General features: G+C 47.9%; 11 protein-coding genes. 3 read left to right on the top strand and 8 right to left on the bottom strand.

What is annotated here, in order from left to right; all coding sequences use genetic code 11:
- Positions 1 to 3: 3 nt before the first annotated feature.
- The gene (locus tag SIB79_RS05495; protein ID WP_063403984.1) at positions 4 to 924 is read right to left on the bottom strand and encodes a branched-chain amino acid transaminase; all 921 of its coding nucleotides are present in this window, start codon (positions 922 to 924) and stop codon (positions 4 to 6) included.
- 79 nt (positions 925 to 1,003) lie between these two features.
- Here SIB79_RS05495 and cobN point away from each other — a divergent pair, with 79 nt between their 5' ends.
- Positions 1,004 to 4,783: a cobaltochelatase subunit CobN gene (gene cobN / locus SIB79_RS05500; RefSeq protein ID WP_063403983.1), complete on the top strand. Its 3,780-nt coding sequence runs from the start codon at positions 1,004 to 1,006 to the stop codon at positions 4,781 to 4,783.
- Positions 4,784 to 5,344: 561 nt separating this feature from the next.
- Here cobN and SIB79_RS05505 read toward each other — a convergent pair.
- From SIB79_RS05505 to SIB79_RS05520, 4 genes are all read right to left on the bottom strand, one after another.
- On the bottom strand, positions 5,345 to 6,001 hold the full coding sequence (locus SIB79_RS05505; RefSeq protein ID WP_063403982.1) for a PHP domain-containing protein: 657 nt from the start codon (positions 5,999 to 6,001) through the stop codon (positions 5,345 to 5,347).
- Positions 5,994 to 6,581: a protoporphyrinogen oxidase HemJ gene (gene hemJ / locus SIB79_RS05510; protein ID WP_011130103.1), complete on the bottom strand. Its 588-nt coding sequence runs from the start codon at positions 6,579 to 6,581 to the stop codon at positions 5,994 to 5,996. Before hemJ ends, SIB79_RS05505 begins: the two co-directional genes overlap by 8 nt.
- 66 nt (positions 6,582 to 6,647) lie before the next feature.
- On the bottom strand, positions 6,648 to 8,651 hold the full coding sequence (gene uvrC, locus SIB79_RS05515; RefSeq protein ID WP_063404130.1) for an excinuclease ABC subunit UvrC: 2,004 nt from the start codon (positions 8,649 to 8,651) through the stop codon (positions 6,648 to 6,650).
- The gene (locus tag SIB79_RS05520; RefSeq protein ID WP_063403981.1) at positions 8,608 to 9,090 is read right to left on the bottom strand and encodes a flavin reductase family protein; all 483 of its coding nucleotides are present in this window, start codon (positions 9,088 to 9,090) and stop codon (positions 8,608 to 8,610) included. The genes uvrC and SIB79_RS05520 overlap by 44 nt, the downstream gene beginning before the upstream one ends.
- A gap of 74 nt (positions 9,091 to 9,164) precedes the next feature.
- Between SIB79_RS05520 and coaD the strand changes: the two genes are divergently transcribed.
- Positions 9,165 to 9,638, top strand: coding sequence for a pantetheine-phosphate adenylyltransferase (coaD, locus tag SIB79_RS05525; RefSeq protein WP_011130100.1), 474 nt, complete (start codon positions 9,165 to 9,167; stop codon positions 9,636 to 9,638).
- Positions 9,639 to 9,658: 20 nt separating this feature from the next.
- On the top strand, positions 9,659 to 10,594 hold the full coding sequence (locus SIB79_RS05530) for a hypothetical protein (RefSeq protein ID WP_063403980.1): 936 nt from the start codon (positions 9,659 to 9,661) through the stop codon (positions 10,592 to 10,594).
- Here the strand turns inward: SIB79_RS05530 and SIB79_RS05535 are convergent.
- The 3 genes from SIB79_RS05535 to SIB79_RS05545 form a co-directional block, all read right to left on the bottom strand.
- Entirely contained in the window at positions 10,557 to 11,876 is a 1,320-nt protein-coding gene (locus SIB79_RS05535) for a D-alanyl-D-alanine carboxypeptidase/D-alanyl-D-alanine-endopeptidase (RefSeq protein WP_063403979.1), read from the bottom strand. The genes SIB79_RS05530 and SIB79_RS05535 overlap by 38 nt on opposite strands.
- Positions 11,873 to 12,388, bottom strand: a complete 516-nt coding sequence (locus SIB79_RS05540; RefSeq protein WP_063403978.1) for a DUF4330 domain-containing protein — start codon at positions 12,386 to 12,388, stop codon at positions 11,873 to 11,875. The genes SIB79_RS05535 and SIB79_RS05540 overlap by 4 nt, the downstream gene beginning before the upstream one ends.
- A gap of 122 nt (positions 12,389 to 12,510) precedes the next feature.
- The gene (locus SIB79_RS05545) at positions 12,511 to 13,146 is read right to left on the bottom strand and encodes a DUF1995 family protein (RefSeq protein WP_074161346.1); all 636 of its coding nucleotides are present in this window, start codon (positions 13,144 to 13,146) and stop codon (positions 12,511 to 12,513) included.
- Between the last annotated feature and the right edge of the window lies 1 nt (position 13,147).

Genomic DNA, 13,147 nt, shown 5'->3' on the forward strand with positions numbered 1-13,147 from the left:
GAATCAGTCATTAGTCATACAAATACGTGTTATCCAGTGCTCATAATCCTTATCACGTCCTTGAGTTATCTCGATTAGACGGTCTCGAAGAGCATTCATAATCGGTCGTTCTGTAGCCAATATGGTTGATTCAATCTGACGTATTGGCGTGATTTTTGCAGCTGTTCCGGTAAGGAACACCTCATCAGCAATAAATAGTTCCGTTTTGTCCACAGGGCGTTCAATCACAGATAAGCCCATCGCCCGTGCCAGTTCAAGGACACTGGATCGCGTGATCCCTTCCAAAATGTCTTGATCAACACCGGGGGTAATCAACTGACCATCCCTGACCAGGAATAGGTTCATGCCACTTGCTTCACTGATCTTGCCTCTGCTATTGAGCAACAATGCTTCATCGAATCCACTTAAGACCGCTTCCGTTTTCGCGAGAGAGCTTGTGATGTAAGCACCACTGATCTTGCCTCGTAGCGGCAGTGAGCGATCCTCTTGGCGCGTAAAGCTACTGATCCGGCAGCTCACGCCTTCTGGAGATAGGTAGTCGCCAAGTTCTAGACCATAGATAAGGAAGTCAGTTTCAATATTGTGGAGTCGAGGCGCAATGCCTAGATCACTCGTGTAGACGAAAGGTCGTAGATAAATGGGAGTGGTTGGTCGATTCGCCTGCAACATTGCTTCAAGCGCTGAGAGAATTCTTGTCTCGCTGAGTTCCGTCAGCAACAATCGAGCACTTTGACTGAGTCTTTTGGCATGACGGTCTGCCCTAAAGAGCAACATGGTGTTGCTGTTTAGGGGATCAGGTATGGCACGCATGCCTCCGAAAGCGCCTGTGCCGTAGTGCAAAGCATGTGTGGCAACAGAAATCTTGGCCTCTTCGAATGGAACACAAGCTCCCTGGAACCAGGCATAAGGCAGGAACTGATGCATTACTTGGATAGGGCCCTAATGGCCAAATCTTCTCATTACCTCGTCTCATACGTGGCATTTTCCATCAAAGAATGAGCCAATGCATCGTTTAGCAAGCCTGCCAGGTGAAGGACCAGCCGAGGAAATGATCCTCGTTGAACAACCACAGGCACAAATCCTTCTACTGACAAGTGCGAGAACAGATATTTCTACTCTTGCCTCTGTTCTTGAATTTCCATCACAGCAGGCATGGAAGGGTCGTATTCGCGCGCTGCCTCTCGCCGCTCTTTCCCATCCAGCTCAGGTTGATCACTATCTCGCTACGACGGCAGCTAAAGCCCAGCTCATCGTTGTTCGCCTTCTTGGTGGTCGGGGTCACTGGAGCTACGGGCTTGAACAACTTGGGATTTGGCAACAACGAGCCTCGCCTCGTCAATTGCTGATTCTTTCTGGCACTACAGATTTGGATGTTGAGCTTCATTCCCTCGGAAGCCACCCCATCCCATTGGCTGATCGGCTCGCAGAGCTGATGCGTGAAGGTGGTGTGGACAACATGGTGATGTTTCTTCGAGTCATTGAGCAACTTCTCGTAGGAACTCCCATCGATCTTGATCAGATCGTGTTGAAGGCGATGGTTGACCCTTCACCTTGGGATTGGCGACATGAAGATGGGCCCAAGGTGGGAGTTGTGCTGTATCGCGCCCTTTCTCAGGCTGGAGATCTTGCCTTTCCAAAAGCCCTTAATACGCAACTTCGTGCACAAGGGTTAGTCCCGCGTGCTCTCTGGGTCAGCAGCCTTAGAGATCCTGCCGTTCAGCAAGGCGTAAAACACCTGCTTAAGCAACAGAACGTCGCTGCAGTGATGACGACCACCTCGTTTGCATCAGTGCAGTTTCAAGAAGCTGGGCTTGGTTCAGATCTATGGGAGGCCTTGGATGTACCGGTTGTGCAAGTACTCAGCAGCGGTCGCACCCGCAAGGAATGGATCAACAGCAGTAGAGGGTTAGACCCTCTAGATCTTTCATTGCAAGTCGTTCTGCCAGAACTAGATGGGCGGATCACTTCTCGGCCTGGTGCTTTTCGTTCAACTGTGCAGGCGAATGCCTCACTCGCAACAGCTGTACAGGTCATGGAGCCTGATGATGAAGGACTGGCATGGGCGGTCAGTCATGTAAAGGCGTGGATCAAGCTTCAACAATCTCAGCCAAACCAACGACGCATCAGCCTTGTTCTGGCCAATTACCCCGTCCGTGATGGGCGACTGGCTAATGGAGTAGGGCTGGATACTCCTGCAAGCACAGCGTCCATTTTGGGATGGTTACAAGAGAGCGGACATGACCTCGGTTGCAATCCGATTCCTGCCGATGGCCAGGAGTTGATGAAATATCTACTCAGATCGCGTACCAATGATCCAGAAAGTCAAAACCGACAACCACTGTCATATCTCTCACTTTCACAGTATTTGAAGTGGTGGAAAACCTTACCATTAGAAGCATGTGAGCCGATTATTAAACGTTGGGGGTTACCTGAACAAGCTGAGGATCTCGAAGCCGATGGTTTTGCTATTCATGGCATGCTTTTTGGCCAGGTCGTGGTATTGATTCAGCCGAGTCGTGGCTACGACAGCAATGAAATTGCTGACCTTCATTCACCTGATCTACCACCACCTCATCGATATCTTGCTCAATATCTTTGGATGCGAGAGGTACATGCAACCAATCTGTTGATTCACGTTGGGAAACATGGAAGTGCCGAATGGTTGCCAGGTAAAGGTGTCGGTCTTAGTCAATCCTGCTATCCAAATCTTGCTCTTGGAGCAGTACCACATGCTTATCCCTTCATTGTTAATGACCCTGGAGAGGGATCTCAAGCCAAACGTCGTGGAGCCGCTGTGATCATTGATCACCTCACCCCACCCCTTGGTCGAGCCGGGCTTCATGGAGATTTACTTAGGATTGAGTCCTTGTTGGATGAATATGTCGAGGCTACACAGCTGGGTGCGAAACGAGTACACAAACTAGAGGAAGAATTGTTGGATCTTTTGCGCTTAAATAATTTTCCTGGGCTTCCCGAAGTCTTCGATAAATCAGAAAGTTACCGTGATCTGCTGATCACAAGTTTTGAACAAGCTGAGGCCTATCTTTGTGAACTTAAGGAGTCTCAAATTCGCACAGGGTTGCATCGGTTTGGTCAAGCACCATCTGATAAGAGTGCCATTGAACTTCTTCTAGCAATAGCACGGTCACCTTCTTCGGATCAGCCAGGACTAACACAAGCCATCGCAAGGCGCCTCGAATTGAACTGTGATCCCTGGTGTGATGAAGAAGGTGAGTTGCTTTCTAACCATGACAGTAAAGTTTTAATCAGCTTTGGCCTTGACAAGGCTCGAAGAAAAGGCGATGCAGTGGCCTGGATAGAAGAACAAGCTTTGATGGTTTTAAATGTTCTTCTAGGCAAAAAGCAGATTGAAAAGAGGAAGGGCAATGATGAAAACTTACTTGTAAAGCCACTACGAGATTGGCTCAAGTCTGCTAAAAGTGACCCCCTAATTTCACGAATCGAACATGATCTCTGGCCTCGCCTTATCACTAGTCCGAGGAAAGAATATGAAGCACTCCTCAAAGCTGTTTCTGGACGCCGTATAGCAAGTGGCCCTTCTGGAGCACCAACTCGTGGCCGCCCGGAAGTTCTTCCTACTGGCCGAAATTTTTATTCAGTGGATCTGCGTGGACTACCTACAGAAGCAGCTTGGGACCTGGGGCAGCGAAGTGCTGAACAGCTGTTGGACTTACATCTACTTGAGCATGGTGAGCCACTAACTCATCTTGCTCTTTCTGTATGGGGAACAGCAACCATGCGAAATGGCGGCGAGGACATTGCGCAACTGCTGGCATTGATCGGTGTTCGACCTGTTTGGGATGGTCCCAGTAGGCGAATGATTGATCTAGAGGTGATCCCCTTAAGCCTTCTTGGACGTCCAAGGGTTGACGTGGTCCTAAGGATCTCAGGTCTCTTTCGTGACGCTTTTCCCCAACTTGTGAGTTGGGTGCATCAGGCTCAAAAACTCATCTCAAATCTAAAAGAAGATGAAAAATTTAATCCATTGGCAGCAACCACGCGCAAGCACGGACCCCAAGGCAGAATTTATGGCTCTGCTCCAGGGGCATATGGCGCGGGGCTTCAAGCATTAATTGACTCTGGCTCTTGGGAGGATCGTTCCGATCTTGGTGAGGCCTATTTGAGCTGGAGCCAATGGCGATATGACGGTGCATCTAATCCAAGCCTTGATCGAGAGGGTCTTGAGCGCAGCTTGCAGGATGTGCAGGTCGTGCTTCACAACCAAGACAATCGCGAGCATGATCTCCTCGATTCAGATGATTACTACCAATTTCACGGTGGATTAGCAACTGCTGTGGAAGTGATCTCAGGTCAACGTCCTGAACTTTGGTTCGGAGATCATTCTCGACGGGAGCGTCCAAGGCTAAGTCGACTTGAACGGGAAATCGACAAAGTTGTACGTAGCCGATTGTTGAATCCACGTTGGATCGATGGTATGAAACAACATGGATACAAGGGAGCTTTTGAAATGGGCGCAAGTTTGGATTATCTTTTCGCTTATGATGCAACGACTGATCGTATTCCAGATTGGTGTTATAGCGCTCTATGTGAGCAATGGCTAGAAGAAAAAGATATTCAACGTTTCCTCCATGACAATAATCCATGGGTTCTTAGAGATATGGCCGAACGCTTATTGGAAGCCGCAAACCGTGGCATGTGGGAGTCAGCATCGCTCGAAAAGATAGCAATACTCAAACAACTTGTTTATACCAGTGAGGCTCAGATTGAATCAAAGCCAGATGACTTTTTGCCTGTAAAATGATTCCCTGAATAATAATAATCATACTGATTTATTCTCTAGCAATTGTATTCGACGCGAATCCAGCTTAACGTTTCTAACTTTAAGGGTCATTATTTATAGCAGTGAGAACAATTTGTCAAGGGATAAATTGATGAGTAAATACCTTGCAGCTTTATTTTTTCCTCGCTAGTCGGCTCACTGCTAAGGCCATATTTTTTTCAAGCTCTGGATAAGTAATGCATCCAGCTGAAAAGGGTTAAGAAACTCATCATGTAACTAAAAGATTTAAAAGCAAGGCCAGGCGTCCATTGGAAAATAAAAGCCTATCTTTTGATGCCATCGACTAACTATTGAGATTTATTTTTAATAAAGGCCCTGAATTATCTTTTGATGTTGGCTGGGGTTATTAATACCAAGCTAATGCCATCAAGTAAAACCTAATTGTTGCCTTATTTGTAATCATATTTCAGGGATTCTATTTATTACAAGTTGTTATCCCAAACATGTAACAAGAGCATTGATCGATCAATATTTCTAAGCATAATCTGAAAACTATAGTCATGTTAATGAGCTAGATGCGATTTAGCGTCCGCTGAGGTCAAATCCATGAGTATCAGTGCCACATGTACGCATTAGCCCAAGACCCTGCAACTGATCATCGATTGCTTCACATATGAATGGTGTTGGATGCCAATTAGTCTTAAAGTCATAGTCATACCATGCCTCACCAGCATCGAAGCCAAGTTCAGCGGCTGCATCTATAAGAAGTTCATGCCGCAAGCGGTATCGAGCTGGATGGGCTAATACTGCCAATCCTCCGGCCTCATGAATCGCCTCTTTTACAGCTTTAGCTTGTAATGATCCCCCGGTTGCAGAGTTGTTTTGGCAATAGGTATGAAGAGCACGATGCCCAACCTCAAAGCCAAGAGCCAGGACATGGACAAGACAACCTTTCAACAAGCAACTGATTTCTAAACCACTCCAAAGTCTTGGAACTGGTAATCCTTGATCACTTCGCCTAGCAAGCCATTCCGTCATAGGATGATGGGCCTGAGTGCTGTGGTGATCAGTGATTGCTATATGTTGCAAACCTCTTTGGCTTGCTTGGGCAATTAAAAGCTCAGGCTCAAGGCTGCCATCACTGAAAATAGTATGACAGTGAAAATTCATAATATTTGGACAACTCTCAGAACTAACACCCAAGAGGATTTCACTTAGAGGATGAGAAACATTAGCCATTATTTAACGGGCTTTCCAATTGTCGACTAAGTCTTAATCGTCTCCATCGTGCATAAAACTGAATTGAAGCAGCCATAAACAGTACAAGGCCAACGATCAACCAAGTAGCTGCACCTGTTGGAAACTGGTTTTTGAAGACAACCAGCATCACTACTAATACTAAGAATAAAGTTGGAAGTTCATTTAGGGCACGAAGCTGACGGCCGCTCCAGCTGCATTCCCCGCGATTCAACTGACCCATCAGCCGATAACAGAAAATGTGGTAAGCGATTAGCCCAGCCACCAAAGCAAGCTTTGCTTGCATCCAAGCTTGATTAAGCCAACTCGGTTGGGTGATTAGCAATCCAACAGCCATGGAAACGGCAAGAATCATCCCTGGAGTGGTGATGATATTTGCCAATCGACGCTCCATCAGCGTGTATTGCTCTTCAAATGCTTTTTTGACAGTTGGTTCCAAGTCAGCGGCTTCCACGTGATAGATAAACAAGCGCACAAGATAAAAAAGGCCGGCGAACCAAACCACAACCCCAACAATGTGGAGGGTTTTAAACCACAGGTATGCCTCGGGCGGAAAAGTCATGGATAACAATTAGCAATCTGCTGAGATGAACTAGTAGTGAGAGTTAAAAAAAGTGATCTGTCTTGATCAGGCAACCTCCTCGAAAGCCATATCGGCTTCAGGGTGGAAATAGGTCCAAACCTGTAAGGCAAGTGCTGGTCCAAGCCCTGGTGCCTGACTGATTTGCTGGACGCTAGCCAACTGAATAGCATCAATGGATTGAAAGTGGGCAAGAAGGTCACGGACACGCCTAGGGCCAAGTCCAGGGATGTCTGTAAGCCGCGATCGGTTCATTCTTACCCCTCTTTGTTGGCGGTGATAATTCACTGCAAAGCGATGTGCTTCATCGCGAAGCCGCCTTAAAAGGACAACACCCAACTGATCAGGATCAGAATCCAATGGTTTGCTTTGTCCAGGTACAAAGATCTGTTCATGCTTCTTAGCCAATGAACAAACGACGAGATCCTCATGAAGGTCAAGCTCTCGTAATGCTTCCATGGCTGATGAAAGCTGCCCCTTACCGCCATCAATCATCACCACATCAGGCCAATCATTGAGACCATCTGTCTGCAAGGTACTGCCACTGCAGCGCTGCAGGTTTTCAAAATTTGATCCTTCTTGCTTCACCCTTGCCCAACGACGAAAGCGACGGCGCATAATCTCAGCCATCGCCATGAAGTCATCGCTATGGCCAGATTTGATACTGCTACTTTTAATTTTATACTTTCGGTAATGCTGTTTAGCGGGAAGCCCATCGATAAATACAACCTGTGATGCAACAGCATCACTTCCTTGGATATGACTAATATCATATCCTTCGATTCTTCTTGGTTGTTTCGTGAGTTCAAGCAACTGGGCAAGATCCTCTGTTGCCAATTCCTGTTGCTGCTGACCACTCTTCGCACGCGATAGTTCAAATACTGCATTGCGTTCAACAAGTTCTATCAACTCTGCTTTCGCTTGGCGTTGAGGACAACTGATTTGAACACGCCGACCTCGGTGCTCACTGAGCCAATCAACTAGCAATTCTTGCTGAGGTAATGAGTATTGAACAAGAACTTCTGGCGGCACCTCTACAGCATCTACTTGACTATAATGTTCTTCGATAACTCGTTGGAGTACACTTCCAAGAGTTTGATCGACTGCATCAGCAGTAAAGCCAAGACGATTAACAAGTTTACCTGCACGCATCTGAAAAAGCTGAACTGCAGCAACCCTATGATCACTTGCAATGGCTAGTACATCTCGGCTTACGCTTGAATCTGGCAAGCTCATCTTCTGTCCTTCTGTAAGTTGTTCTAACCCTTTAATCTGATCCCTTATATTAGCGGCTGACTCATAGTCCATTCGATCTGAATAGCGTTCCATTTGCTTCTCAAGCAAAACCTTAAGCTCTTGATTCCTGCCCTGAAAGACCATCGCAACTTTGCGAAGAACTTGATGATAATCCTGTGGTGTGATCTTCTGCTGGCATACGCCAGGGCAACGTCCAATTGAATAGTTAAGGCAGGTGCGATCCTGGTGCAGTGGCCGTGGTCGTTGTCTCAGCGGGAACGAACGTTTGACTAGAAATAAGGTTCTACGTAATAGTCCTACATCTACATATGGACCATAGAAGCGATCATTCTTATTTCGGAAACGTCGCCCTCTTGTGATAAAGATACGTGGATATTCCTCACTCCATGTTATGCAAAGATATGGATATTTCTTGTCATCTTTTAACAACACATTGAAATGTGGTTGTTGATTTTTGATCAGGTTAGATTCCAGGACTAAGGATTCAGCCTCGCTATCAGTAACGATAAATTCAATCTCAGCAATTTGTCGCACCATCAATCGAATACGCGGCCCATGGTCACTGCTATTTCGGAAATAACTTCTGACTCGATTTCGTAAACATTTTGATTTTCCCACATATAACAACCTGTCTTCTACATCACGCATGAGATAACAACCAGGTTCAGCTGGAATCTCCTTAAGCCTTTGCTCAAGTCTATTTTCATCCTTTAGAAGGATGGTGCGCTGAGAAGCGTTGCTCAAATTATTTTCAACCGCCGTATGACCAACCCGTTGAAGCGAGGTTAAGCGCATCCCCATCCTGATTTAGATGGGCTGATTTCACTTCTCCGACGAACACAGTGTGATCACCATGGACGACCTGGCCCACAAGTTCACACTCAACCCCTCCAATAGCATCCTCTAGTAGGGGTAGACCCAATTCGCCATAACGAAAGGGGGCTGACTCAAAGCGCCCTCCCATCGCCGACTGAGGCTTGAAGAAAACTGCCGCAAGTTCTTTCTGATCAGCCCGAAGCACATTGAGCGAGAAATGCTTCGTTCGCTCAATGATTCCATGACTGCTTCCCTCTGATCGAACTGCCATAACAACAAGGGGAGGTTCGAACGATCCTTGGGTCACCCAACTTGCCGTAAAGCCGTTGATTTCGTCACCTTCGCGGACTCCACAAATAAAAAGACCATGGGGGATTTTGCGAAGCAAGACCTTTTTCGTTTCTAGATCCAGTGCCATTGAGCATCTCATCAGATCTACCAACTCTAAGCAGCACCTCTCTGCATAGGATCCAGAAGTGGTTTGATTGGATCATGAGGGCCCTTTACCCAGGCAGCTTTGACCCTTTAACGCTTGGTCATCTGGATTTGATTGAGCGCGGCTGCGCACTCTTCGGCGAGGTTGTTGTAGCGGTTTTAAGCAACCCTGCCAAAACATCAACATTCACCTTGCAACAGAGGTTTAACCAGATTCATGTGGCTACAGCACATTGCAAGGGTGTAAGCGTGATCTGCTTTGAAGGCCTCACAGTGAGCTGTGCTCGTCACAATCAGGTTGATCTGATCCTGCGTGGTCTTAGGGCGATGAGTGATTTTGAGTATGAGCTCCAAATTGCTCATACAAACCGCTCCCTGGCTCCTGATTTTGAGACAATCTTCCTTGCGACTGCTGCTCATCACAGCTTTCTCAGTAGTTCTATGGTGAAGGAAGTCGCCCGTTTTGGTGGCAATATTGATCACATGGTGCCTGAGGTGGTGGCACAAGACCTCCACAGGTTATTTAATTGAGCTTTAAAACTAAAACTGTGATGAGCGAGCCTAGGTTCACCGTTCTCGAACAGCTCGACCAACTCGAAGAGATAGTTCTGGAAGGCAGCCGTATCCCCTTTAGTGGCGCTCGCCTGGTGAATGAACAGGAAGCGATCGAAGTGCTTGATGCCGTTCGAGAGACACTCCCTGGGCAAGTGAACCAGGCCGATCAGTTGCTCCAAAAACGTGATGATTTCATCACAACTGCGCGAAAACAAGCCGAAGAGATCGTTCACCAGGCCAATCAACAGCGCGAGCAATTGGTCAATGCAGCTTCCATTCGTCAAGAAGCGGAAAAACAGGTTGCCGAGCTTCGTGATCAGAGCCGCCAACAATGCGAACAGCTGCTACAAGCAACCAGGCAGCAATCTGTTCAGCTGGAACATGAGATGCAGTCGAAACTTGTTCAGCTTGAGCAGCAGTTCTCTAGCCGTCGACAGCAACTTGAGCAGGAGGCCCTGGAGCGTCGACAACAACTGGATCGTGAAGCCATAGATATCAAGAGGCAGCTGACCGAACAGCACGAACGCAACCTTCAACAAGCAATTCAAGAACTAGATCAGATCAGATCAGAGGGATCACGACTCCAGAAGGAAGCTCAGAACGAAGCTGAACGGCTACATAACGATGCTCTTCAGTTCAGGCAGCAAACTCACCAGCAATGTGAGTCACTTATTCAGCGCAGTCGTCAAGAAGCTGCTGGTGTCCAGGACGGTGCAAACCGTTATGCCGAACAGACCCTTGGAGAACTTGAGCAGCGCCTCAAAGAAATCGCTCAAGTCATCATTGCTGGTCGCCAAGAGCTGGTGAAAATTCAAACTATCAGCAGCCATGACAGTCGCGGTTCAACTGACCAACACACAGACAAGGCCGTGCCGATCAATCGGGGGCGTAGAGCTACTTCGAAGTTGAGAGCGATGAAGAACACGGGCTGAAGCGTTGGGTAGCCTTCAACAACAAGCCGATTGTTCTATTTGGTGAGCTGGCGCCATTAGCTATTGCACTCACGTATCGTGGTCCATCTTCTGTCTCAAGAATTCCTGAGATAGAACGCACTCCATTGAGAGTGCCTGTTTTTCCCCAGAATTTCCCTTCTAGTGAAGTACCTCTAAACAGTTTGCGCAACGTCCCACGCTGTCCGGCGATGGCCATTGAGGCTTGATAGTAGGGAGCAAGAGGATGATGCCCCATTCGCATCAACAAAGTCGCCAGAGTTTGGCTGCTCATTCGGTTGTTCCTTGAGAGCCCGCTGCCGTCGGCTATGCGTAGTCCTGTCAGAGGAAGATTTTGTCGTTGCATCCAGCGCATAGCCTCCCTGGAGGCAAGCCTCACATCCCAGCTTTCTGCGGCGTGTCGAAGCAGCACCTCTGCTGTGAAGTTATGGCTCTCCGCATTAGCAAGACTCACCAAGGCATGCATTGGTGCGGAATCTTCCTCATGAAGAAGAACGGACTGGGCAGAACTTGTCTTCACCTGGTCGTGGTTGACAAGACTTAAGTGAGCGCTGCCCCCCTGCCGATGTATTTCGCGCTCCAGCAAGCGTTGTAAACGACCAATTGGATTGGTCACAGCCACATCAAGGGCATTGCTTGTTAGTGCAAGACGGGTGATCGGTGCTCCATAGGCATAAATGCGGTCAGCTGGGTGCCAATCACTAGGCCACCAGCGTTTTTGAGGCTCCTCTCGGATCAGTAATTGGAGATCGTCATGGGAACGAAAAGTGCGCGAACCACCCTGACCAAGAGCTGCCATCGCAAAGCGTTGTATCTCTGTGATACCTAGATCAGGATCTCCTTCACCACTGATTTCAAGTACCCCATTAGGGCGTCGTAAAAGTTGGGTGCGCAACTTGAAATCAGGGCCGAGCTTATCGAGCGCAAAGGCAGTTGTAATCAACTTCTGATTGGAGGCTGGAACTTTGGCAATAGTTCCGTTGATGTCTGCAAGGAGCTGACCATGACGATCTAAGACGCTCACGCTCCATGCCGATGAGCCTTGGCCGAGTAAGGATTTGAAACTCCTTTGCAAGGAAGGGCAGAGTCGCCCAGTTTGAAGGGAAGGCCAGCCCTGGACGGCAACTGGAGGGGGTGGTGAAAGAACTGTTGGTGCTGCACTCACATTTGAACCGATCAGGATTCCCCCAGCTCCAAGAATTCGGATCAACAATTGAGAATGGTTTCTCTTGGCGATCTTGGAACATGCATGGAGAATCCTCATTGAACACTGACACCACTCACGGTTCCGTTGATTCGATAGCTGGATCCCTCTAGCTCAACTGGTGTGCCAATTTTGAGTTTTGTTCCAGCTAACACAACTCCCGTCTTGGAGACTGTGCCGTCACCTTCAAGTATGAAGCGAGCATCAAGAATACTGTTGGCAGCCAAATTGGGATCCGTTGCGATGACGACAGAGCCGTCTGGTTGGACCGCCACGAGCTTGCTTCTGAGGTCTTCGATGCCCTTAAGTTTCAGTGAACCTGCAGGCTGATTGCGAATAACGATACTGGTGCGGCCCTGGGCCAATGCAGCTTCGATCAGTGCATTTGGCTCAGCTGTAGGCACGTTGCGAACATCGACAGAAACCTTCACAGGCCTCATGACGCCTGTGGCCCTGGCCAATGAATGACTTAACTTCGGACTCCACAACACACCCCCCAGAGCGATGAGTGCCACGATTGCGGCAATCCCATCAATATGGGTGAATTGTTTCAAAAGGGTTTGGCGACTCATAAAAACTCTTCAGAGCTGCACCATACGGAGACCGATCCGATTGATCAAGTCAACCATTGGTCTCTCAAGCGATGCAAACAATGAACTGATTACTGTTGTTTGCCTCATGTCCGCTTGATCTACTAAGTGCCAATAAGAGCAGCGTCGATGGCTTCAGCATCTGGACGCTGGTCGAAGGTCGTCGTCTCTCGATACCCATCAACATCAGCACGAAACAAGATCCATTCGCCTGGGTGCGAACGCATCAACGCACCAGACTCCAATGGTTCAAGCCAATAGGCCTTACGCCATAAAGATAAAAATCCTCGTCTACGTTGTCTAGCAACGCCTCCAATTCCAACAGCACTATCTTCCAAACGGCCGTTCAGCATGACAACAGCCCCTGAATGTTTGTTGCAGAGGAGTTCAAACTGCTCGTAATCGCTGGGTTGTGGTGCAACAACCAAAAAGATACGATCATCATCTTTTCCATTCAGGTCACCGAGCAAATCATTGATTGAAGAGATCTGATTAGCAAGTTCAGGAGCATTGTGTTTAGCCAGTGCTGCACCACCCATATCAGGCCAAACAAGAACAATCTCAAACCCATCTTCTTGCAGATTCTGCATCAGGCGTAGAGCCACGGGCATCAATTTCAAGCCCTCAAACTTCAAGTTCACCTCCCACCGCCCCAGGGGTTGATCCTTTAAAGAGGTTTGTAGAGCCTCCAAAACCATGTTCTCGGCAGCGTGGAGGTCAGCGGGAAGAGTTTTTATCACA

Origin of the sequence: Prochlorococcus sp. MIT 1342, assembly GCF_047304495.1 — a bacterium.
Taxonomy (GTDB): Bacteria; Cyanobacteriota; Cyanobacteriia; order PCC-6307; family Cyanobiaceae; genus Prochlorococcus; species Prochlorococcus marinus_D.